The organism is Vibrio sp. 1580, assembly GCF_033340055.1.
In genome coordinates, this window is sequence record NZ_JAWOVT010000002.1 from 379,016 (window position 1) to 401,980 (window position 22,965).

28 protein-coding genes are annotated in these 22,965 nt (G+C 43.7%); 21 read left to right on the forward strand and 7 right to left on the reverse strand.

Features of this window, described 5'->3' with window-relative positions; all coding sequences use genetic code 11:
- Positions 1-31 precede the first annotated feature (31 nt).
- Positions 32-1,552 (forward strand): aldehyde dehydrogenase family protein, encoded by a 1,521-nt coding sequence (locus R7093_RS04825; RefSeq protein ID WP_005377169.1) that lies wholly within the window; start codon positions 32-34, stop codon positions 1,550-1,552.
- A gap of 126 nt (positions 1,553-1,678) precedes the next feature.
- Here R7093_RS04825 and exsE2 read toward each other — a convergent pair whose 3' ends face one another.
- Together exsE2 and exsC are read right to left on the reverse strand one after the other, a co-directional pair.
- Entirely contained in the window at positions 1,679-1,984 is a 306-nt protein-coding gene (gene exsE2, locus R7093_RS04830) for a T3SS regulon translocated regulator ExsE2 (RefSeq protein ID WP_005377171.1), read from the reverse strand.
- A gap of 8 nt (positions 1,985-1,992) precedes the next feature.
- Positions 1,993-2,439, reverse strand: coding sequence for a type III secretion system regulatory chaperone ExsC (gene exsC, locus R7093_RS04835; RefSeq protein ID WP_005377174.1), 447 nt, complete (start codon positions 2,437-2,439; stop codon positions 1,993-1,995).
- 388 nt (positions 2,440-2,827) lie between these two features.
- Here exsC and R7093_RS04840 point away from each other — a divergent pair, with 388 nt between their 5' ends.
- From R7093_RS04840 to R7093_RS04935, 20 genes are all read left to right on the forward strand, one after another.
- Positions 2,828-3,241 (forward strand): YscW family type III secretion system pilotin, encoded by a 414-nt coding sequence (locus R7093_RS04840; protein WP_047102708.1) that lies wholly within the window; start codon positions 2,828-2,830, stop codon positions 3,239-3,241.
- 609 nt (positions 3,242-3,850) lie between these two features.
- Positions 3,851-4,711 carry an AraC family transcriptional regulator gene (locus R7093_RS04845; RefSeq protein WP_047102707.1) on the forward strand — a complete coding sequence of 287 codons (861 nt, stop codon included), beginning with the start codon at positions 3,851-3,853 and terminating at the stop codon, positions 4,709-4,711.
- Positions 4,712-4,859: 148 nt separating this feature from the next.
- On the forward strand, positions 4,860-5,840 hold the full coding sequence (locus R7093_RS04850) for a T3SS regulon anti-activator ExsD domain-containing protein (RefSeq protein ID WP_005377193.1): 981 nt from the start codon (positions 4,860-4,862) through the stop codon (positions 5,838-5,840).
- A 12-nt stretch (positions 5,841-5,852) separates the two neighbouring features.
- Positions 5,853-6,281, forward strand: a complete 429-nt coding sequence (locus tag R7093_RS04855) for a YscB family type III secretion system chaperone (RefSeq protein WP_318146536.1) — start codon at positions 5,853-5,855, stop codon at positions 6,279-6,281.
- Positions 6,278-8,152 (forward strand): type III secretion system outer membrane ring subunit SctC, encoded by a 1,875-nt coding sequence (gene sctC, locus R7093_RS04860; RefSeq protein WP_250154981.1) that lies wholly within the window; start codon positions 6,278-6,280, stop codon positions 8,150-8,152. The genes R7093_RS04855 and sctC overlap by 4 nt, the downstream gene beginning before the upstream one ends.
- 5 nt (positions 8,153-8,157) lie before the next feature.
- Complete coding sequence (gene sctD / locus R7093_RS04865; protein WP_132937104.1) at positions 8,158-9,459, forward strand: type III secretion system inner membrane ring subunit SctD; 1,302 nt, start codon at positions 8,158-8,160, stop codon at positions 9,457-9,459.
- The gene (locus R7093_RS04870) at positions 9,446-9,649 is read left to right on the forward strand and encodes an EscE/YscE/SsaE family type III secretion system needle protein co-chaperone (protein ID WP_005377198.1); all 204 of its coding nucleotides are present in this window, start codon (positions 9,446-9,448) and stop codon (positions 9,647-9,649) included. Before sctD ends, R7093_RS04870 begins: the two co-directional genes overlap by 14 nt.
- 18 nt (positions 9,650-9,667) lie before the next feature.
- Complete coding sequence (sctF, locus tag R7093_RS04875) at positions 9,668-9,916, forward strand: type III secretion system needle filament subunit SctF (RefSeq protein WP_005377199.1); 249 nt, start codon at positions 9,668-9,670, stop codon at positions 9,914-9,916.
- Positions 9,917-9,919: 3 nt separating this feature from the next.
- A complete protein-coding gene (locus R7093_RS04880; RefSeq protein ID WP_170893413.1) occupies positions 9,920-10,279 on the forward strand; it encodes a YscG family type III secretion system chaperone in 360 nt (119 codons plus the stop codon).
- Complete coding sequence (locus R7093_RS04885; RefSeq protein WP_053307006.1) at positions 10,276-10,911, forward strand: YopR family T3SS polymerization control protein; 636 nt, start codon at positions 10,276-10,278, stop codon at positions 10,909-10,911. Before R7093_RS04880 ends, R7093_RS04885 begins: the two co-directional genes overlap by 4 nt.
- A gap of 8 nt (positions 10,912-10,919) precedes the next feature.
- Complete coding sequence (gene sctI / locus R7093_RS04890) at positions 10,920-11,264, forward strand: type III secretion system inner rod subunit SctI (protein ID WP_005387149.1); 345 nt, start codon at positions 10,920-10,922, stop codon at positions 11,262-11,264.
- Entirely contained in the window at positions 11,264-12,010 is a 747-nt protein-coding gene (gene sctJ, locus R7093_RS04895) for a type III secretion system inner membrane ring lipoprotein SctJ (protein ID WP_318120226.1), read from the forward strand. Before sctI ends, sctJ begins: the two co-directional genes overlap by 1 nt.
- The gene (gene vscK, locus R7093_RS04900) at positions 12,003-12,668 is read left to right on the forward strand and encodes a SctK family type III secretion system sorting platform protein VscK (RefSeq protein ID WP_005377204.1); all 666 of its coding nucleotides are present in this window, start codon (positions 12,003-12,005) and stop codon (positions 12,666-12,668) included. Before sctJ ends, vscK begins: the two co-directional genes overlap by 8 nt.
- Positions 12,647-13,285 carry an HrpE/YscL family type III secretion apparatus protein gene (locus R7093_RS04905; protein ID WP_005387146.1) on the forward strand — a complete coding sequence of 213 codons (639 nt, stop codon included), beginning with the start codon at positions 12,647-12,649 and terminating at the stop codon, positions 13,283-13,285. The genes vscK and R7093_RS04905 overlap by 22 nt, the downstream gene beginning before the upstream one ends.
- 185 nt (positions 13,286-13,470) lie before the next feature.
- Entirely contained in the window at positions 13,471-13,902 is a 432-nt protein-coding gene (locus R7093_RS04910) for a type III secretion system chaperone (protein ID WP_005377206.1), read from the forward strand.
- A gap of 3 nt (positions 13,903-13,905) precedes the next feature.
- Positions 13,906-15,069, forward strand: a complete 1,164-nt coding sequence (locus R7093_RS04915; protein WP_149192510.1) for a VopS family T3SS effector adenosine monophosphate-protein transferase — start codon at positions 13,906-13,908, stop codon at positions 15,067-15,069.
- A gap of 255 nt (positions 15,070-15,324) precedes the next feature.
- The gene (locus R7093_RS04920; protein ID WP_236147238.1) at positions 15,325-15,771 is read left to right on the forward strand and encodes a type III secretion system chaperone; all 447 of its coding nucleotides are present in this window, start codon (positions 15,325-15,327) and stop codon (positions 15,769-15,771) included.
- Positions 15,772-15,781: 10 nt separating this feature from the next.
- Positions 15,782-16,759, forward strand: coding sequence for a type III secretion system effector VopR (vopR, locus tag R7093_RS04925; protein ID WP_226084279.1), 978 nt, complete (start codon positions 15,782-15,784; stop codon positions 16,757-16,759).
- Between the two features lie 230 nt (positions 16,760-16,989).
- On the forward strand, positions 16,990-17,448 hold the full coding sequence (locus tag R7093_RS04930; RefSeq protein ID WP_005387141.1) for a CesT family type III secretion system chaperone: 459 nt from the start codon (positions 16,990-16,992) through the stop codon (positions 17,446-17,448).
- A 9-nt stretch (positions 17,449-17,457) separates the two neighbouring features.
- Entirely contained in the window at positions 17,458-18,936 is a 1,479-nt protein-coding gene (locus R7093_RS04935; RefSeq protein WP_318146537.1) for a CesT family type III secretion system chaperone, read from the forward strand.
- Between the two features lie 89 nt (positions 18,937-19,025).
- Here the strand turns inward: R7093_RS04935 and R7093_RS04940 are convergent, their stop codons facing one another.
- The 5 genes from R7093_RS04940 to vscS all read right to left on the reverse strand — a co-directional run bounded on the left by R7093_RS04940 (position 19,026) and on the right by vscS (position 22,961).
- Positions 19,026-19,928 (reverse strand): DMT family transporter, encoded by a 903-nt coding sequence (locus R7093_RS04940; protein ID WP_372035280.1) that lies wholly within the window; start codon positions 19,926-19,928, stop codon positions 19,026-19,028.
- A gap of 106 nt (positions 19,929-20,034) precedes the next feature.
- Complete coding sequence (locus R7093_RS04945) at positions 20,035-20,745, reverse strand: helix-turn-helix domain-containing protein (protein WP_031781101.1); 711 nt, start codon at positions 20,743-20,745, stop codon at positions 20,035-20,037.
- Between the two features lie 102 nt (positions 20,746-20,847).
- On the reverse strand, positions 20,848-21,897 hold the full coding sequence (gene vscU, locus R7093_RS04950; protein WP_042523790.1) for a SctU family type III secretion system export apparatus subunit VscU: 1,050 nt from the start codon (positions 21,895-21,897) through the stop codon (positions 20,848-20,850).
- A 15-nt stretch (positions 21,898-21,912) separates the two neighbouring features.
- The gene (gene sctT, locus R7093_RS04955) at positions 21,913-22,698 is read right to left on the reverse strand and encodes a type III secretion system export apparatus subunit SctT (RefSeq protein ID WP_005387128.1); all 786 of its coding nucleotides are present in this window, start codon (positions 22,696-22,698) and stop codon (positions 21,913-21,915) included.
- Positions 22,695-22,961: a SctS family type III secretion system export apparatus subunit VscS gene (vscS, locus tag R7093_RS04960; protein WP_005377227.1), complete on the reverse strand. Its 267-nt coding sequence runs from the start codon at positions 22,959-22,961 to the stop codon at positions 22,695-22,697. Before vscS ends, sctT begins: the two co-directional genes overlap by 4 nt.
- Between the last annotated feature and the right edge of the window lie 4 nt (positions 22,962-22,965).

Genomic DNA, 22,965 nt, shown 5'->3' on the forward strand with positions numbered 1-22,965 from the left:
ACACATTGAACGAGAAACAAAAGGAAGAGTTATGATCTATGCACAGCCAGGTAGTGAAAATGCCATTGTTAACTTTAAATCGCATTACGATAACTTTATCGGTGGGGAATGGGTAAAACCAACGGGTGGTGAGTACTTTGACAATATCTCACCAATCAACGGACAAGCGTATTGTAAAGTTGCTCGCTCTGGCGAGGAAGATATTAATTTAGCACTGGATGCCGCGCACAACATCAGAGCAAAATGGGCCAAAACCAGCGTGACAGAACGTTCGAACATCTTGCTGAAAATTGCTGACCGTATTGAGCAGCATCTAGAAGAGCTTGCTGTTGCAGAAACTTGGGAAAACGGCAAACCAGTTCGCGAAACCTTGGCGGCAGATTTACCTTTAGTAGTGGATCACTTCCGTTACTTCGCTGGCTGTATTCGCGCACAAGAAGGCAGTGCGGCAGAACTGGATGAGCACACCGCAAGCTACCACTTCCCAGAACCGATTGGTGTGGTTGGTCAAATTATTCCGTGGAACTTCCCAATGTTGATGGCGGCTTGGAAACTAGCACCGGCACTAGCGGCGGGTTGCTGTGTGGTATTGAAGCCAGCAGAGCAAACCCCAACATCCATTCTGGTTCTGATGGAAAAAATCGGTGACCTTCTTCCTCCTGGTGTCATCAACGTTGTAAACGGATATGGTTCTGAAGCGGGTCAAGCATTAGCAACCAGCAACCGCATTGCGAAACTCGCGTTTACCGGGTCTACGCAAGTTGGCAACCACATTCTGAAATGTGCAGCAGACAACTTGATCCCATCGACAGTTGAGTTAGGTGGTAAATCTCCAAACATCTACTTCTCAGATATCTTCGATTACGAAGATGAGTATCTTGATAAGTGTATCGAAGGTACGTTACTTGGTTTCTTCAACCAAGGTGAAGTTTGTACTTGTCCATCTCGCGTACTGGTTCATGAAGCGATTTATGACAAGTTTGTAGAGAAACTGACGGAACGTGCACAGCTGATTAAACAAGGTAATCCGCTCGATACCGATACTCAAGTTGGTGCTCAGGCTTCTCAAGAACAGTTTGATAAGATTTTAAGTTACCTGGAAATCGGCCGTGAAGAAGGCGCAAAAGTGGTCTTTGGTGGTGGAGTGTCAGAACAGCCAGAGTCTATCAACCAGGGGTACTACATTCAGCCAACCATGTTGGAAGGCCACAACAAGATGCGAATCTTCCAAGAAGAAATTTTTGGCCCAGTGATCGCTATCACCAAATTCAAAGATGAGGCTGAAGCGTTGGAAATCGCAAACGACACTGAATATGGCTTAGGCGCAGGTGTTTGGACACGTGATGCGAACGTTGCATATCGTATGGGCCGTAATATTGAAGCTGGCCGGATCTGGATTAACTGTTACCACGCTTACCCTGCACACGCAGCGTTCGGTGGTTACAAAAAATCGGGTATCGGGCGCGAAACGCACAAGATGATGCTGGATCACTACCAGAATACTAAGAACTTGCTGATTAGCTACAGCATCGACCCGTTAGGCTTCTTCTAGTGAAACTAAGTAATTAATAAAGAAAAAGCAGTATGAATCAAAACCCCGAATCTTCGGGGTTTTTTATTAGCGTGAGCTTGTCGGCTGAAGGTTAACTTAGATGTTTAACCTACTTATATTGTGATATCAGGAACGTTGAATTATCGCCACTTTTCGTTCCATAAGCTTTTCTACGGCGGCGTTTTGCTTGTCAATATTGAGTTGCGGATCAAAGTCCAAAACGCGATTGCAAGATTCGAGACTGGCAAATTGATTTAAACATTCACCAAGCTCTCTTTTAGAGCTTGTTCGCGTCATACTGCTTTCTGATGAGGAGAGTAGGGTGACTTTACGGCCATGAAACGTTCCTTGCGGCACTGCATCACTTTGCTGCGCTTGTTGAACGTCATGAACCGATGAATTGGTGTATGTGGATTGGATGTCATTGGACATAAAGACACCTAAACTCTCAAGTCTAAAGTTTGTGGCATCGGTGGTGCCTCATCAATGGTTACATGAGAAGACAATAACGCTTCCCACGACTCGCTGTGCGTCAGCAATTCTGCTAAAGCTGTTTCAAAATATTCGTAATCCAGTCGCCTAATGTTAATGAGTCGGTTTAAACATAGGACATGTCGGTGGTTATCCAAACTAAAAAATAACTGGTGCTCAGGCCAGTGATAATTAAAGGCCAAGAAAGAGCGATAGAGATCGGAATTTACAATTTGAAGGCCAACAATCTCAGCTTCGAGCTGCAGAGTTGTCGATTCAGGATGAAAGATGATATGCACCCTTAGATTATCATCAAAGGCTAAGCTTACTTCATTTTCCGTTAGATGCAGTGCAGGCAAGCCTATTTGATGAGCAAACTTTAGCAAAATCTCATCGATAGTTTGGCGTGCTGACATAGGAATAGTCCCTTTTGAAATTTTATCAAGGAAAATATTAGATGTATCTCTTCATGTTTATCAATATTAGTCGGTTGTTATTATATTTTGGCTTTTAAATGTGTTGAGAGAAATAGAAAGGCAAAATTAAATGTGTTCAGATGCATATCTCGATGGCAGTGAGATATATGAATATCATTTTTCTCTAATAAACTTCAATTAAGGAAGGAATGAAAGTGAGCAGAAACTGCTTTTGAAATTACAGTCCATGTTAACTACGTGTTGTTGAAAAGTGCGATTTATTGTCCGCTTGTAGTATAAATATAAGTTGATCTTTTATATTTTTACATAAAGAATTGTGTGAATTTCAAATGAGCTAGATTATATAAAATAAGTTTATGGGGTCATAATGAACAATTCTATATGGGCTGGGTTTATTGGGTTATTCATACTGAGTGGGTGCAGTCAGACTGTGTCCGTTAATGGGGTGGATGGCTTTGATACACAGAGTCAGGCATCAGTCTATGGTTGGGTTTCTGTCGACGGCTACTTTCCACCTTCGATTACTTCTCTTGAAGTGGAAATATGTAAAATTATTGATAATCAATGCTTTAAATCGGCATCTCAGAGCTACCAAGGTGTTCAGTTGCCTGTGCAGTATTCGTTTTTAATTGCACCAATTCAAGCTGGTGAAGGAAAAATGAAGATTATTGGAAAGCTTTATTCAAACGGTGATCTCGTTGCGGAAAAAGAAAAGAACTATTTATTTTTTGAGGGAAATAAACAAGAAAACTTGATTCTTGTTCCAAAAATAAACAGATAAAATTTTAAGTACTACATTTTTATTAGAATTTTCTAATTTATAAAAATAAAGACTATATCTTTCCTGTTGTGAAAGATTTGTTGTCTTTTATAAACATTAATTACATGACTTTGAAGTCATCGGGTCAGTTGTTTTTTAGACTCATACTTGTTGCAAAAACAGTATTTTTTATGATTATATCTCGCTCCTTGAACACGTTGGCTTGGCGTTTTAGGCTATAAAACATACATTTTTATGATTTTGGAAATTTAATTTTGTTCTAGAAACGATGCCGAAATCTATTTAATTGTATTCTAATGTATAACAAAACAACCAAACTTAAATAACGAAATGATATTTAAGTTTTGGCTAATGATAAACGCTATCTGATAAAAATAATAAAGACGGACAGCAGAAATTTACTAAGTCAAACTTTTACCTTTAGGTAAAGGTAATGCTTGGGTTATTCGCTAATTATTCGGGGGGTATGGTAAGTGATAGAACTTCTATGCTCTTTTCTTTGCTTCTTTAATTCATACAGCAGTACTTAGAAATAACAACAATCAAAGTAGTGCTTTGAAAGTTTCTCAACATTTGCACTGAGAAACTCAAAATAATGAAGGGTAGAAAATGGATGTGTCAGGCCAACTAAACTCAGAAAGGGTCGACTCGAGTTCACGAAAAATTCGTAGTTTTTCCTGCTATGAAAAATCTGACGAAGTATTTCACTCAGACCAGTCTCACATTGTTGTCGTTCACAATGGTCAGCTTCGAGTTCAAACAGGTGATTGCACAATCGATGTTGCTGCAGAAAATGGGGTATTTCTATCCCAAGGAGATTACTTGTTAGAGTACTCTCCGCTAGATGGGGCATACAAAGCGTCGATTATTGCCTACGACAATGAACTCGTTAGTCAGTTGCTGCAAAAACACAGTGATCTCTTGATGATGCTGCCTAAGGTAGACAAAGTTTGTTCTGGTTTGTTTACTTTTGGTTTGAACATACTCGTTGAACAAGTGCTTTCCAGCATGCAGACGCTTGAGCAACAAGCGTACCCTGATGCCATTATGTGCCTAAAATACGAAGAACTACTCATTCTCTTGCTACACAGCAAAGGAGGAGAATCACTGTATGCGTTGCTGTTACAACAAACAAACCGTACGTCGGAACGGTTACGTCGATTTATGGAACAGCATTACTTAAAAGAATGGAAGTTGACAGACTACGCGCAGGAGTTTGGTGCCAGCTTAACCACTTTTAAAGAGCTTTTTAATGAGCACTATGGCATTTCTCCAAGAGCCTGGATCAGTGAGCGTCGACTACTGCATGCTCATAAACTGCTGTTGACGAGCAAGATGAGCATCGTAGATGTGGCGATGGAGGCAGGGTTTTCCAGCCAGTCTTACTTTACGCAGAGTTACCGTCGTCGTTTTGGAACGACCCCAAGCCGCGTACGTTCGGGAGACGATCAAGTGGCTATCGCGAAATGAAATGACTTGGGACTAAAATTTTCTGACTAATTTTGAAAGTCACTCACCAGTGTAAATTCTATTATGTATCGTGTAACAACGAACGATTAAAAATTATTACATCTCTTTCTTTCTGGATTGTTCGAAAGGGGTGCGGAGACGAACATAAATGAAAAAGCAGCATTGGCGACGCCGTTCGCTTTTTCCAGACAGCATAGTGACACAGCGGAAAGTGACTGTTTTACAAAGAGGAGCTCGTTATGAAAGCGCCTCGAAACCTACGCAGGATCTCAATGTTGTGCACGTCAATCACCGACAATTGTTGAGTGAAGGCGTCATAAATTATGAGCAGTTATCTTTACTTCAACGCTTGTTGGATAGAAATGTCGTCGATAGCCTATGCGCTAGCCAGTTAGTTAAAACGTATCAAAAACTTGGTGCTTCGATAGACCGGTTTGCCATGCGTTTATTTTTGGAAATTGGATCGCAGCTCAGTGATAGCAGCACAATCACAACGTTCGAACAAAGGCTGGACTACATCAACTCTCGTCTGGGCTTTCGCTTTAATTTGGCTGTCCCAAAAACGTTGATGCTTTGTTTCCATTTATCACTCAACGAGTGGATTAACCGACAAGTCGATCAAAGTGCTCTTCATGCTTCGATTAAAGTTGAACAACTTATCAATCAACTCGATATTCAGAAGGAATATTGGTCGAAGCTATCAGGGGAAGACACCAGTGCCGTCTTTGTTCAACAGCAACTCGATCTTATTAAGAGCCAGCAGCATCAACTTAAAAAGCAACTTGGGACGTTAAGCGAACAACAGTTGCAAGTGATTGAATGTCATCGTTTGTTAATTGAGAAGTGGCAACCGTCTTTAGACGAGCTGAAAGGGTTCGCGGAGTACACCTCTACAACCGAACAATTTATTTCTGAGTGGAAAAATTGGTGTTCGGAAGTGCGACTTGAAGCCCCTGAGCTGAACGAAGTTTGGGATGCATGCGATGTGGTTTACAACGACCAAAATGCGGTTGCGAAAGTATGGCAATGGTTCAAGAACATGCAAACTGTTGGTGATATCGATCACTACTATTTTGATACTCAAAGTGGTCAGTGCGGCCAGGCTTGCAATCACCTCAGCCAGATCTAAATAGGGCGTTAAATGTTAGATAAGATGATGAAATCTTTAGCGGAAGCGCTAAAGGTAAGGGATTTTATTGCCTCAGAAAATGGTTCTTACAACATCGAGGTTGACCAGTTATCACTGACCATCAAGCAACGTGCGTCATGGATTTTATGGGAAGCGACGTTACCCTTCCAGTTTAAAGAGCATCTAGATTATCAACAAGAACAAGCGTTACAACGTTGCATGCAGCTCTCATTAAAAACCATTCGTGAGGATGGCGGCGTACTGACAACCAATGATGATCAGCAATTGATTTTGCAAAGTAAAGTACGGGTTGAGGACTGTTCGGTGGAACGGTTCTCTGCTTTGCTTTCTAAGCACGTCAATCTATGTGAGCGTTACATTGCATTATTGGAACAAGAACGCGTGAATCACACAATCAACCATACAGTGTGGTTACCATGATGCTAAAAATCTTTCCCAACATTAGGCGTGCTGCAACAAAGGCATTGTTATGCGCAGTGAGTGTTGTTCCTTTGGGATACGCGCAAGCAACAGACTTACACTGGCCCGAACAATCGTTCCGCTACTATGCAGATAATGACTCATTAAAAGAGTTGTTGAATAACTTCGGTGCAAATTATCGTGTCTCGGTTTCTGTTAGTGACAAAGTCAACGATCGAGTGAATGGGCGTTTTACCCCTGAAGATCCGGCGGAATTCCTCGATTACTTATCGCAAGTGTACAACTTGATGTGGTATTTCGATGGAGCCGTCTTACATGTCTATAAGGCGACAGAAACTCGCTCACGTTTACTTCAATTGGAATTACTTACGGCTAGAGAGCTACGCAGTACGTTAATTTCCACCGGCGTTTGGGATTCTCGTTATGGTTGGAGAGCTGCTGAGAGCAAAGGGTTAGTCTATCTTGCTGGTCCTCCACGTTATGTCGACTTAGTGGTACAAACGGCGGAGGCATTGGAAACGCGCTTGCTGCAGAAATCGAATTCAACCGACGAATTATTCGTTGAGATAATTCCTTTGAAGTACGCTTCTGCAACGGATAGAGAAATTGCATATCGAGATCAGACAATTACGGTCCCGGGCATCGCATCGGTGTTAAAACGGGTCGTGTCTGGTGTTCAAACGCAAGTGGCGAGTGCGTCTAGCAAAGAAGTTACCAGTCCAGATAAGCCTGTAAAAAGTAATAAAACCGCCTCAGTTCATGGTGGCGCAACAGTTGAAGCAGAGCCGGGCCTTAATGCGATTATCGTTCGTGATACTCAAGCACGATTACCGCTCTATCGTAAACTGGTCGCGCAATTAGACCAGCCGCAATCAAGAATTGAAGTCGCGCTATCGATTGTCGATATCAGTGCCAACGATTTAAGTCAGTTAGGAGTGGATTGGCGAGCGGGAGTGTCTGTCGGAAACAACCGCATTGTCGATATCAAAACAACAGGTGATGTGAATTCGGGGGATGTGACGCTCGGCAGTGGACAGAACTTTAAGTCCTTGCTTGATTCAACCAACCTAAATTACTTGCTGGCTCAAATTCGTTTATTGGAATCCAAAGGCAGTGCTCAAGTGGTTTCAAGGCCAACATTGTTAACTCAGGAAAATGTCGAAGCGGTACTGAACAACAGCAGCACGTTTTACGTCAAGCTGGTTGGTAAAGAAACCGCAGCGCTGGAAGAGGTCACGTATGGCACGTTACTGAGAATTGTCCCACGTATCGTTGGTGATAGATTTGCTGCACGACCTGAAATTAACCTGAGCCTTCATCTCGAAGACGGTGCAAAGATCGCTGATGGTGGTGTCGATGATCTTCCTTCCGTTCGTAAAACTGAAATCAGCACCTTAGCGACGGTTAAACAAGGGCAAAGCTTACTTATCGGTGGTGTGTACCGAGATGAAGTGAGCCATCAGTTACGTAAAGTGCCATTGCTAGGAGACATCCCATATTTAGGCGCGCTGTTTAGAAGTAATACCAATACTAAGCGCCGCACAGTACGAATGTTTATTTTAGAACCTCGAATTGTTGTGGATGGTATTGGCGATAGTGTGTTGATTGGCAACGAATATGACTTGCGACCAAGTATAGGCAGGCTTAACAACATCTCCAACAATAGCGCTGAATTTAAATCGGTAGTGGAAGTATATAGCTGCACATCGAGGGTTCAGGCCGAGCGCTATCAACAAGACTTATTGTCACAGAAAAAGTCGTCTCAATTAACGCAGTGCCAATTACCAACAGGGCAAAAGGGTTGGCGGGTGAAAGTATTGGAATGTGATGACTCACAAAGTGAGTGTGTGCGCCCTTCAGAGGAGTCTTAACCGCGATGCAGCAATGGAAAATTCGTATTTTATCAGGCGTGCATACCGGAGTAGAAGTCACCTTACCTGAAGGTGTTCTCGTGCTTGGCAGTGACGACTTTATTGCTGATCTTGTACTGTCTGATGCTGGGGTCGAAGCGAACCATTTCACCCTCGTTTGCCATCAAGACTCGGTCATTTTACGAGGCTGCGAAGAGGCAAATATTAACAGTGAAGACATCGCTGTTGCAGGTGATGGTATCGAGTTGTCACGCCATGCTGTTGTCTCGGTCGGCGTTGTGAAGTTCGCTCTGGGATACGCGGAAGATGCGTTAATTGTGAGTAACGTCAGCGACGAATCTAGCCAACAGAATACACCTGTGGTTGCTGTGCAACGCTCTAGCTGGAAAAAAACAACGCTCATCGCTTTGCTCTGTAGTTTTGTCCCGAGTGTCATTTTTGCCGGTATGTGGTACAGCCAAGCTAACGGAAACAACAATGAAATTGTTACAGAAGCAGAACCCATTGTTTTGGTACGTAACATCTTAGGCGAGCTCAAACTTAGCGACGTTCGTGTGGAATGGAATGCCGCCGCACGCCAAGCAGTCTTAGAGGGCTATGTTGAAGACCGAACACAGAAACTCGATCTGCTTGGTCGAATTGATGTATTGGGCATCAATTACAAAAGTGACTTAAGAACGATGGAAGAAATCCGTCGCGGGGTTCGATTTATTTTGCGCAACCTCGGCTATCACCAAGTGAAAGTCGAAAATGGCGATGAGACCGGAACACTGCTGCTGACGGGCTATATCGATGATGCAAGCCGCTGGAACCAAGTTGAACAAATCTTGGAGCGAGACGTGCCGGGTCTTATTGCGTGGAAGGTTGAACTGCAGCGAGCGGGTGCCTACATGGATACGCTAAAAGCGTTATTGACGGATGCGGAGTTACTGAAAAAAGTCCAGTTGGTCACCAGCGGTGATCGCATCGAAGTTCGTGGTGAGCTTGATGATATCGAAACGACTCGATTTTACGGTGTGACCCGAGACTTCCGGGAACAATATGGTGAGAAACCGTACTTAGTTTTGAAATCCATACCTAAGGTGAGTAAAGGCACCAATATCGATTTCCCGTTTCGTAGCGTTAACTTTGGCCAGGTTCCATATGTGATTCTGACCGATAACGTTCGCTATATGGTCGGTGCAAGAACGCCTCAGGGCTACCGAATATCCAGTGTTACACCTGCTGGTATTGAGTTGGTTAAAGGCGGGCGGGTGATAACAATAGAACTCGGATATGAAGGCGAGACGAACAATGACAAATCTTGAACAAATTTTAAATAACGACACAAACGGTGCGGAAGTGCACAAGATTAAGAGCAAGCTCTTAGAAGCACAAGCGGTGGTGAAACGTCAGTTGGATTTAGGGTGCTCACCACAGCAGTACCAATTGCTACTCAAACAGTATGAAGCTTACACAGCCGCCCATGCGGTCGTTGAATCATACGAAGCTAACTAAAAAATACGAGGAAGTCTTATGTCATTTTACGATGCTAGTAACAGTGTAAACCTTGATGATGTTAAAGCTAAGTTAGAACAACAAGCGAAAGATGCCAACACAGAAGTGACGGCAGCCATCAAGAACCTAGAAACCAATGCCGATGATCCATCAAAGCTTGCCGAGCTTCAGCACGCGATCAACAAATGGTCTGTTGTTTACAATATCAATGCGACCACCACTCGTGCGATTAAAGATGTGATGCAGTCGATTCTCCAGAAGGTGTAAAGCATGGAACGAGAAACGCGCCAACTGCTGGCTGAAATCGCGCTGATGGCAACAGGTATGCATCGTCATCAAGAAGCCAACACGATTGCAGATGGCCTTGAAGCAAGCTCAGGTTCTGAAGAGACCGTTGCGATGATTCGTGCAATGAGCCTCATGAATAAAGGCTTGTATGAAGAGGCTCATCAATTACTCGAACCACTTTGTAATGCCTATCCAGATCTGATCAGCTTAGCGGCTCTTGCTTCTGCCAAAGCCGGTTTACTGAGCAAAGCGGAAAGCTGGGTAAAACTTGCGTCACAAGGAAGCGAAGAAAGCCAAGCATTTGCTGCGAGCTTTTCTCAGGACATTAGGAATCTTGGATGATCATTGATTCAAGTAACCTAAGTCTTCAACACCAATCTTTGCGTCAGTTGGAGTCGCGCCATTATGAGCGGAGCGATGAAGACAAGATGAAAGCACTCATGGAGCGAAGTGACAAGCAAGAGCAAGTTTCACATGTTTCTCCAAAAGAGACGCTAGAGAAAACAGAAGCCAAACTGGCGGAGATTAAAGCGTGGTACGAATCATTAAAAGACGCAGAGGTTGTCAGTAAACAAAGTGTCTTATCATCGTTAAATGAAGCGTTTTCCGACCCTCAAGTTAAACGAGAGGCAATGTGGTACGCCTTTCATGAGGCGAAGAGTGCAAAAGGCAACGAGCAGCCACAATCTGATTTGTTAAAGGTGTTGAAGCAGGAGTTACTAGGGAATTTTTCGGGACAGCTTATTGCCGAACCACCTGCTGATAAAACAGCACTAAAAGCAATGCTAGCGCAGCATTTTCCACTGGGTGCCCAGAAAGAACAAGCCTTATGGCATTGCTGGGCAGAGTTGAAGTCGTTACCTGATATGGCCTCAACACTGGACATGGTTCGTGATGAACTTAGCTTCATGATCCAAAAAAATGCGATGGTGAAAAACATCATGACTCACAGTCACAAGTTAGATTTATCTTAGGAGTACATATGATAAACACGCAGTACACCGAGGTGATGCAAACCAACATTGATAAGTTACAGGATGCGCAAGTCGAAGACGGTTTAAGCGAACGTTTTGAGCAAGCCATGTCGGTTCCCGAGGCAAGTAATGGCCTGGAGGGCGGTTTGCTAGAAAACATCAGCGAGTTGAAAAACACTATCGATAACGCGAAAAGTAACCTGCAAGACAACATGAAGATGGTGGGTGATGATCCGGCGCAATTACTGCAAATGCAGTGGGCGCTGACACGCATTACTTTTCAAGAAGAGCTGATCGCGAAAACCGTGGGTAAAACCACACAAAACGTAGAAACCTTATTGAAGGCACAATAGTGATGATGAATAAAATGAGAGCAGTTTTCATCATGCTCACGTTGTTTCTGGTAGGTTGTCAGACCGAGTTATACACCAACGTTACTCAGAAAGAGGGTAATGAGATGTTGTCGATCTTACTATCCGAAGGTGTCGTTGCAACAAAAGAGCCTGACAAAGACAACACCGTCAAGTTAATGGTAGACAGTTCTCAAATCGCCTTCGCGGTAGACGCGCTAAAGCGAAAAGGTTATCCAAGAGAGCAGTTTTCCACACTGAAAGAGGTGTTTCCCAAAGACGATTTGATCTCGTCACCATTAGCAGAACGAGCACGTTTGGTATACGCGAAATCTCAAGAGCTCTCCTCAACCTTATCTCAGATTGATGGCGTGCTAGTGGCACGTGTTCATGTTGTTTTGGAAGATCAAGATCTGCGTCCAGGAGAGCGCCCAACTCCAGCTTCTGCCTCCGTATTTATTAAACACGCGGCAGATATTGCGCTTGATTCATATGTTCCGCAGATCAAATTATTAGTGAACAACAGTATTGAGGGGTTGAACTACGATCGAATCAGCGTAGTGATGGTACCCTCATCAGAGGTTCGAGTTGCTACTCAAAACAACCAATTTAAAAGCATTTTGTCGGTTCAGGTCACCAAAGAGACGGCGAATAATCTTATCGCCATTTTGGTGTTCTTGGTAGCGGCACTCATCGGCTCGAATATCGCTACTTTTATATGGTGTCGTAGGAACACGAAGCGTGGTTAAACCAGAAACACCACTCGCGCAGGTACAACACCAGTTTAACTATGCGCCTTGCCAGTACATCCATAGAAGTTGGATAGAGCAAAAGCAGCCTTGGTTACTAAATATCGAAGGCTGGAGAGATAACCCCATGTTCAACCAATGGTGTATCAATGAGTGGGCGTTATCTCCCGTTCCTGAGACGGCTTTTAACAGACCTTGTCATAGTTTGGCATTGCTCCCGACAGACGCGTTGAATCAACTCGTATTGATGGTGGGTGGAGCTTTGCATTGTGTTGCGATGCGAAGCGTTGTCTTAAAACATCCTAAACAGGTTTTGAACAACGTTTTTGGTTTGGAAGGCGCTCGGTTCTTAATTCAAAACGGGCCGATGCTGTTATCCTGCTGGCCGCAAGGCTGGCAGCGTTCGTTACCAGAACTACTGGATGAAAGGTCTGTTGAAGCAAGCATGAGGGCGCTGGGATATTTTTGGATGAGGTTTATTTTGATTAACTCACCGGAAGATGTTGTTCTTCGTTGGCAATTCAAATTGGAAAAGCAACTTAGCGAAAACGCGGAAACAGCTAACTGGTTGGAAGCGGATCAACGAGATCTGGCGTATCGACTCACAAAAAAAATCGCAAAACAGGTTATTCCTCAATGGTTTCATTTGTTGAAATAAAAACAGACAATTTGCAGCTGGCACCTGGCTTAAAGGTGCTGAAAGCGAAAGATTATGCCAGTTATCTGGATTCGCAACACTTAGTTGAAGCCGCGAACTCCAAAGCTGAAAGCATCATTGCTAATGCCCAACAAGCCTACGAAACCGAAAAACAACGTGGTTATCAAGATGGCCTTGCACAAGCCAAGATTGAAAATGCGCAAACGATGGTTGAAACCTTAGCACGTTGTAATGACTACTATCAGCAAGTCGAAGAAAAAATGACAGGTGTGGTGTTAGAAGCAGTACGTAAGATCATCGATACCTTCGATGATGTCGATACCACGGTGAGTGTAGTTCGAGAAGCGTTGCAACTGGTGAGCAACCAAAAGCAGGTCATTTTACATGTCCACCCAGAGCAGGTTGTTGAGGTGAGGGAAAAGGTGGCTGGTGTATTAAGTGATTTCCCTGAAGTCGGTTACGTTGACGTGGTAGCAGATGCGCGCTTGAAAAATGGAGGCTGCATTTTGGAAACAGAAGTTGGGATCATCGACGCCAGTATTGATGGACAGCTGCATGCATTAAAGCAAGCCATGGTGAAGCAGCTCAGCGAGCGTAAAATTACGATTCATGAATAAACCTCAAAAACTCAGCACTTGCTGAGTTTTTTCATTTTAATGCCTTTAAACAAAAAAAATCCGACCATTTCTAAAATATTCACTGCCATAAATCCTTAAGAATACACCTAAGAAAGCTGCTTAGTTGATAAGTGTTGCAACCAAGCAGCGCCTCTAAAACAACAAAAATAGGATTATTTAGTCGAATGGCTAATGGATTTATAACTTCTTTACTGACAGATTTTGCCAGCCGCTGCCAATTGGAGCCGTTGGTTTTTGATGAGGATGATTGTTGCCATCTACTCGTTGAGCAAAACACAGCAATCACAATTCGTGCACAAGAAGATCGTGTGACGCTTATCGGGCTGATTTCAGGTAATAAACCGAGTGCTGATATTTTGCATCAACATATGAAAGATGCCTTAACGCAAGGCTCTCCAGCGGTATGCTGGGAGGAAGAGACCGGATATATCGGTTTCATACACCTGCCTCAGCAACTGCTAACTGCATCTTTTTTCGATGAGTCATTTGCGAATTTCATCGAGTGGTTAAAAAGTGCGAATACACAAGAAGTAACCAATAAAACAACCGAAGTACCGGAAACGAATACCACTCATTTTTCCACATTAAGGGTTTAAAACATGATCAGTTTTGGAAGTGTTAGCGCGTTGCAGGCTGCCATGCCGCAAGCTCGTAACGAGATACTTAACGAAGGTAAGCTGAGTATTGGTGGCAAAGAATACCAAATTAACGCAGCGACCCAAGAATTTACTCGCGCCAATCCTACGAATGGTGCAGTAGCGCGATTTTTTGAAGCGACAGGAAAACTGTTTCGCGAAGGTAGCCCACAATCGGTAGCGAAAGCCCTTACAAAAGCCGTATTTGATAATGAGCAAGGACAAGCTCAGCGTTTACAAGCTGCTTCTTCTGTTGAGCATGGACAAATGTTCTTCAAAGATGGAAGCATAAAAACCGCATCAGATGTCTTAAATGCCTTTGCGAAGTTAGACAGTAAATCAGTTCAGTCGAACTCTGCTGAGCTAAACCAGTTAGCAGAGCGAGCGATGACAGAGGCAATGTTAGAAACCGATTCTGGTAAAAACCTCACATCACTGATTGGCGAAAGTGCAGCGAAGTCGCTTGCTGGACGTGTAGTAAAAGACTACGGCGGTGGTGTATCTGCAGCGCAGAAAAACCCGGCAGGTAGCATTAATCAAATGCAAGCGGTGTTTGATATGGAGGTGATGCATCTTAAATCGGCGCAACGTCATATCGAAGGTCTAGCAAGCACCGATCTAAGCCAAGGTGTATACGCTGAAGGACTGGCAGAGGACGCGTTTAACAAAAGTGGCGTAACCAATAATGTTGAAAGAGCTACGGCGTGGATCATTAATGCTTCTAACTCTAAAGGAAACGATGCCGAAAATATTACGTCTTTACTGAAAGAATACGCGTCTAATGGTAAAGATTTATTGAATATGGAAAACCTAAAAGAGCTGCACACTCGATTGGTGCCTAATGTTGAGCGTGATTACCGAGGGCCAAATATTTCGGGTGGCACTTTGCCTTCAAGTATTGGCGGTGAGGGCATGTTAAAGCAGCACATTGAAGGCTTTTTGAAAGAGAACCCTGTAGAAGATAAAGACTTAGGTAAACATTTGTTCGCCGGAGTTATCGGGTACCATGGCTTTACCGATGGAAATGGTCGCATGGGTCGCATGCTATACGCGATAGCAGAACTTCGTAACGACTCGTTCAATCCTTTAGCTATGGATGCAGAAAATAGCCTTCACGGTATTAAGTGATTTTCTACTTCTATTTAATTTTCGGAGCGGCGATTGCCGCTCTTTTATTTTCCAGCTTAACCTTAATTTTTCTTCTCAATAAAACGGCTAATAGCAATAAAAATGAGACGTTGAAATAAAGTGTCGGTTTCTATCTCGCCATAAAATCTCTTTTATCCTTATTCGCTTATTTAAATGAGCCGTTATACCCAAGTGGCTTCGCTGCAATAAATATATCGATGTCACTTAGTTATAATAAATTAGACAGGACACAACATGGATACAGGAAAGATTAATATGCTTCTCTCTGAGCTAGGAGAAGTGCTGAACCTTGAGCGCGTGACAGCGTATGACGATCAAATGTGGTCACTGCATTTTGCTGAAAACAACAGTGTCGATGTTCTGCTCGTAGAGGAAAAAGGCGAGTTATTGATTTCCAAAAAACTGCTTATAGAACAAGATGATATTACGCTAGATAAACTTCAAGTTTTACTTGAATACAACTTCTTGTATCGAGAAACAGGTGGTGTGCAGTTTTGTGTGAATCCAACACGCAAAGACGTTGTTCTTCAAGTTGCTATCGCGGCTGGAAGTGAACTCACCAACATTGCTAACTTAATCATTCAGTTGAATGAATTAGTTGATACTTGGGTACAGTTATTTCAAAACAACACGGTTGTAGATTTTAGCCAAACAGACGTACACGCATTTATTCAAGTTTAAGGCATCACACATGGTCAATATTAATACATCGCACATGCACTCGTTGAGTCAGTTAACGTCACATTTGGCGACACAAAATCAAGCTGACGACAAAGAGGTTCGAGCACACAACGGCAAAGATATTTTTGTTAAAGAGGGTGCACCAAAAAATAAAAGTATCAGCGCGCGTATTAGCCACCAGAATAAAGCGAAAGATATTGTAGTGAACCTGGTTACTAAGCAGGGTATTCCTAAAGATGTTGCGAAGCTCATGCTGAAAAATGTGTTGAACGGTGAAAACAAGTTAACGCTTGGGAGCCTGAAAAATCTTGAGAGATTGTCGTCTGGTCCTAGCTCAAATTGGCCCACTGCACAAACGGCAGCCTCTTCTTCCAAAACCAATAAAGCCTCATCGAGTGTCGCGCTTATCAACGAACATAAAGCCAACCTTCAAAAGCTTGGTGATTTTGCCTGTACGGACTTAAATACGTTCGGTGTTAAGGGGTCACAGTTTTATGAAACAAAAGGAAAGCCACGACTAAAAGAGCTTCACGCGGATCAAGCGCGAATCATGCAAGATCACAGAGCGACGATGTCCGCAAACGGAGTTCAAGCTGCAGCACAAAGAGGAACCGCACCGCAATTAAGCACTCTACAGAACATTGCTAAGGCAGTACAAACCGCGAAAGCCGGCTGCTGTACTACATTTGCCTTTGCTGCCGCCGCTGAGATGATTCAAGGCATGTCAGGAACACCTGAAAGTGAACCCAAAGTAGAAGTGGTTGCGTTTAAAAAGGGTCATTCAGGTACACACCTTTATGTACTGGTTGGTCGACAAGAGGGGAGCGACATAAAAGATCCATCAACGTGGAGTAAGGATGTGAAAATTGTTGACCCGTGGGCGACATCTGCATTCGGTGCACCAATGTTTGGAGATGCACAACGACCACCTGTTTCGAATATGTTCCCGCCAACAGAAGTCATTTTTGATAGCCATAAACTGGGTTAGTCAATCTGCAAAAGAAGTGAGCAAATACACCATGCTAAGCATCTAACCTTTATTGAAAGAGCAGCTCTGAGCTGCTCTTTTTTATTACTCTGGCAACTCGATTTTAGAGCGAGATTTCTGCGGAAAACCTCACAATGAAGGCGAAAAAGTGACAAAAATAAAGCCATTACCGACATCGTTCAATCTGCAATCGTTGTTCAATAGAGTTATTGAAACAAAAGGAAAAAGTTATGAACACGATTCAACAACTGCTCTTGGAGTTTTGCCAACTCAATGAGTTGCCCGAACTGAATTTTGAAGAAAATGAACGTTGTCAGCTACTGGTCGATGATCGCTACATGTTGTATTTCATCGCGACAGATACGGATGATTTGATGTTGTCTGTAACGTTCGGAGGGTTAGAAAAATCCGGTGAACAACGACTAAAAGGCTTAGAGCTTCTTGCTCATGCTAACTATCAAGGAATTGGTAGTGGCAGCCTCGCACTTGCTTTAGCTCCAAATGGTCGACAGCTTGTCTTAGCAGGACGTAAACCCGTTGAGCATCTAAATACGACGAACCTTACCGCTTGGTTTCACGAAGTTATTGAACAGGCCGAGCTGTGGCAAGCGCGTTTCGCAATGTTGGATCAAGCGATTCCAACCACCTCTAATCATGAACAAGCTCATGTTCAATCACTTCGTGTGTAGGAGAGAAAAATGGTTAATACAACACAAAAAATCAGCCAAAGCCCAGTACCTGATCTAGAACAGTTTCGTGCAGTTGCTGCGCAAAAAGATGACCGAGTGATCAGTAAAAGAGGTGAAGTAAAAGAACCTTTCACATTCCACAAAGGTCATAAGTTTGCTTCTATTCACGAAGGCGTATTGAGAAGCAAATACACTAAGTTTTTCCAAGAAAACATCAAAACTCACCTTGATTTAAAGCAGGCGCTACTTAAGCAAGAAAAACCTGAGGTTGCGCTGTTGGCTTACTCCCTAGTGAGTCCTTCAGGCTATCGCGGTGAGCCACTTACTGAGCGTAAAATCTTAGAAGTTGTCAGCCTATTGGATGAAATAAAAGTGAGCAGCGATGCGTACCAGCAGCTTAAAAATACGTTTGATGCGATCAGCAAAGATCCGCGTATGCAGGTGAGTTTAGAAGCCCAGTATCCAGGAAAAATGGATGGCTTCGCTGCTGAACTGTTACAGATGGGCAAAGAAAAGCTAAAAGGTTCTGGTGTGAACGCCGTTATTAACTTGGCATTACCTGGCGTTGGCTTATTGATTTCTACAGGTCGAGAGCTGCACAAAGCGGCCGTAAATGGTGATGCTGAGGCTTACCATCATCAGTTAGAACAAATTTCACAGCTGCCAGGGCGAGATCAACGTCTTTCTATGCCGATGCAGCAAACCTTGGCTCAAGGTCATGCGATACTGTCGGCTGAAGGTGGCATTGGAGCTACGTTGGGTATGGCGACGGGGAGCCTGGGCACGTTCGGTGTTAGCTCTGTAGCAACGGTGGGCGTCACACCGATAGCAAAAGAGGCAATCGGTTCTGCGGCAACGACTGTTATCATGAGCGGCGGTGGTTTTGTGGCGAACCAAGCTGGGGCATACGGGTTAAATACGGAAGTAAAAGAGCAACTTATGCAAGGTGAAATGTCTGGTGTTTTACCTAGACTTGAAGTTTCCAATGCAAAAGGAGACTTTACCTTCAGTATGCAAGATCCGGCTTCTGTCCGCGCATTAATGGCGTACCTTGGTCCTAAGGAGAATACTGAAATGACTTCTCCTCAAGCGCCTAAAGAGGCACAAGAGATGGAAGCCGCTCGATTAACACTGAAAAAGATGTTGGGTTCAGAGCCAAGTGAGCACTTGGTTCCTGACGTAGATTCTATCTTGAAGCTAAGCCCAGAGGATGCACCAAGTAAAACCGAGTCTATTGCTAACGGGGCGTTTAAAAAACTGTTAGGAGAAGATTGGGATTGGCTCATGCCAGCTGTTCGAGCGATTGATAAAGGGGAAGCAAGTAAAATAAACGAAAAGTTAACCTACAAGCTCCCCCTAGATGCAGCAAACGGACGAGTTTATCTTGATAAATGCCCAAACCTGAGTGACGTCCAGTTAGATGCGCTAGAAAAATTAGGCTCACCAAGTCAATTGCGATTGATGTACTTGGCAGAAGGCTGGGTGTAATTTCAAATGGTAAAGTAGGGGGTAGGTGCTGCTCCTTACTTTATCTACCGTCAGCGTTCCTTTTTGGGGCTGGCTCATGTCCATTGAATTTAACTTTTCGACTGAAGAAACAAACACACAAGTGTCAACGTTATACCAACCCAACCAATGAAAGAAATTTCTTCCCCAACAATCGCAACTGCTAGTGCTGCTGCGATAACAGGTTCAAATAGCGTGAGTATGCTAGCTCCACTGGCTGTAACAAACCGTAGCCCAAACCCAAAAGCGACGTAACCTAATCCCATTGGAATCAAGGCCATGTAGAGCATGACCGTCGTATTAGTTGATGATGCAAATAGATTATCGCCCGTGATGAAAAGTGTTGGTAGAAGCAAAACTCCACCAATACCAAAAACACTTCCCATGGCCGTTTGCGATTCAATGCCGTGGTCAATCATAGTCTTTACTCCCCATGAGTAAATGGCGTACGTCAAACCTGCCAATAGGCCAAGTAATACACCCCAATGCTTCATATCATGATCAAATAAGCTATTTGCGGATGACTCAGAAGCCAACAACAAGGTAATGCCAATGACCCCGATTGCGAAACTCATCATCCAGCGCTTGGTTATGGTCTGATTTCGGCTAAAGAGACACTCTAACAAAGCAGAAAAGAAAGGTGCAGTGGAGATAGAAACAACCGTACCAATAGCCACACCGGCGAATCGCATTGATGAATAAAAAGCCAGTGGGTAGGTGGCTAAGGCGATAATACTAACCAGTAACGTTTTCTTCTTATGTACGACTTTTCGAAAATCTCTCTTCAGTGACTTCGCAGACAGACATGCTTGCATAAATCCACCAATACCCATAGAAAATGCGCCAATGGCGAGAGCACTGACATCCGGTGCCAAGCTGGCAGCGGTGCCCGTCGTTCCCCACAGGGTTGAAGCAAAAAGTATGGATAAAGTTCCTAATTGATAGTCGGTGAAATGTTTTTTTAACACTGTAATTTCTACCTAGTGAATGGCTGTTTTAGGGTAGAAAGAATAAAAGAAAGCGATAGAGATTTTTGTGCTGAAAAGACGGAATACTTGTTCCAGAGGACTATTTTAGTGACTACCGGGAAAACTCTCTAGGAGACATGCCAAAATGCATTGAAAACCGTCGACTAAACGCGGAAAGGTCACTATAGCCAACTCGTTCAGCTATCAACTGAACTGGAAGGTCTGTATGAGTCAGTAGTGCTTTGGCTTTTTCCATACGTTGTAATGTAATGTATTTATGAACGCTCACTTTTAGCTGCTCTTTAAAAAGCTTTTTAAACTGCGTCGGACTCAAGCAAGCGGCATTCGCTAATGAGGCAATGGTGAGTGGCTGATCAAGCTGCTCGGCGATCACAACCTGTACATCTCGAATACGCGAATCTACGGAGCGAGACCGCTTTTGTTGCTCCAGCAACAGATAGAAGGTTGCAACCATTGAGTTTTCAATTTCATCATTAACCTGATACTCAAGCTGTTTTTCGACAAACTGGATAAAGCTCAGTAGAGGCGGGCTAATCGAAAACACAGCCACACTACTATCCATCAAATGAGTGGGCAAAGTGGTCATATCCGCAACAATAAAGCGTGATGACTCTTCGGCATTAAAACCGTGAGCACAACTTTTGGGGATGACTATGCAGTCGCCAACCGCCACCTTTCCGACATAACTATCCATATCAATATGTATGTTGCCCTGGAGAGGAAGCACCAGTTGATGATAATCACTATGAGTATGTCGGCTCATACGTTTCGTGTAGGAGCGAATGCTTAAGCTAGATTTCATAAAAACAACATACAGTTAAAGGATACCGCATTATAGCGTTGAAAGTATCGAGGTTGAAAGCTGGGCAGTTGTAAGCCCAGATCTTGAATGGGATGTGGTTTGTCAGTCCGCCTCGGACTCTAACGAGGCCAACCAACGAAGCACTTCCGCAGTTGCTTCAATAAGATCGCTTGGGATGTACTGGTCGACGTTGCCGTCGGCGTATAGTGCACGAGCAAGAGGGACTTTTTGCATCACAGGAACGCCTTCTTCTTTAGCGATTGCGACCATACGTTTGGCTACCGCCTCGGTTTCCATCAAAGTGATGACGGGCAGGGGCGTTTCGCCTTTCTTGTAATAAAGGCCAACCGCGATATGTGTTGGGTTTGTAACTAATACATTAGAACGTTTAACGTTTTCGCGCTGATTGGAGGCTTGTAGCTCTTGGTGCAACTGACGACGTTTGCTTTTTATTTCTGGACTGCCTTCCATCTCTTTGTATTCGCGCTTCACTTCGTCCTTGCTCATTTTGAGCTTTTTCGTGTGATCAAATTTCTGGTACGCAAAATCTGCGGCAGCGATGACGATGAAGCCTACCGAAGAGATAATCATTAATTGTTTAATCATGACGCCAGTAATGGTCGGGACACATTCTAGCCCACAAGTTGGAATTTGCATTAAAGCGTTGATGTTACCGCGTAATGTCACCCAGATAATGCAGGAAAGAAGAGAGACTTTAAGGATCGACTTGATAAACTCAATCACACTCTTAAGGGAAAAAATGCGTTTGGCCCCTTCGACGGGATTGATCTTTTTGATGTCGGGTTTAACGGATTCACCACTAAATAGGAACCCGAACTGCCCCATATTGGAAAAGATGGCGACGAGTGCAGCAACCAGAATAATCGGAGCGAGTAGATAGGCAATTTCTTTTGCGATGGCGATAGCGACATCGACTAGCGCATCTTGGAAACCCTGATAAGCAAGCTTACTTGGTAGGAGAATAAGCGCTGAGATGTGCGACATGTAATAATCGGCGAACGCAAACAGTACAATTATGAGCGCCAAAATTAATGCAGACGATACGATTTCTTGGCTTTTGGCAACCTGACCTTTCTGTCGAGCATCGCGTAACTTTTTTGCGGTGGGTTGCTCTGTTTTTTCTGCACTCATAAAGAATCCTAAGCGTTATTGCCAAATGGTATTGAGTTGTTCTGCGAATCGGGTAATGCCGTAAAACTGTACTTCAAAGTGATCCATCATTATTCCGAGATACACGATCAGTAAAACACTCGCGATGGCACTTTTTATTGGCATGGCAAGGAAAAAAACATTCAATTGCGGTGCAAAACGACTGATAAGCGCCAGACCAAACTCAGCAAGAAACATTGCCAACACTAGTGGAGCGGACATCAACACACCAAGCCACATAAGCTGTTCAAATTGCGCGTAGAAGAAGCTAACCCATGCGTCGCTAACGGTTGGGAAAAAGTCCACGATCGGCCAAGATGTATAGCTTTTGAATAACGCATAGATAAAAGTGACAAAGCCCCCGCCAGAGAAGAACAGGGTAATCAGCGTTTGGGTCAGTAATACCGCTGTTGGTGTGGATTGTGAGCCTAGCGTTGGGTTAAACATACTTGCCATGGCAGCCCCACGTTGGTTGTCGACCAGAAAACCGGCCGCTTCTATCGCCCAAAAGGGGATAGCAGCAACAAATCCTATCAATAGCCCAATTAATACCTCCTTACCCAAAATCATTATCAGCCAAATGCCGTCGGTTTCTGCAGGCAAGGTTTGCTGATTAATCATCGGAAATATAAACAGTGCGAGTGAGCAAAGCACACCATTTCTCACCATGGTGCCGCCTAACATTTGCTTGCTCAAAATAGGCAAAAAGATGAAGCATGCCATTAACCGAGGTAACGTCAGGCTGTACAAAAATAAAGCCTGGTGTAAGTCGTGATAACTCATCGTATTTGAGGAATTTTATCCATAGCAAGCGAGGCGAAGGCGTGGAGCTCTGCCCCTAGCCATTGCGTTGTGACGAACAGCGTAATAATGACCGCGATAAGCTTGACCACAAAGCCTAACGTTTGTTCTTGGACCTGAGTTAACGCCTGAATAAGCGACACCAATGTACCAACCAATGCTGCGACTAAAATCGGCGGTAATGACAAGTACAACACTAGGGTTAATGCTTGAGTCGTGAAATGAATGATTTCAGCAGAATGCATACTT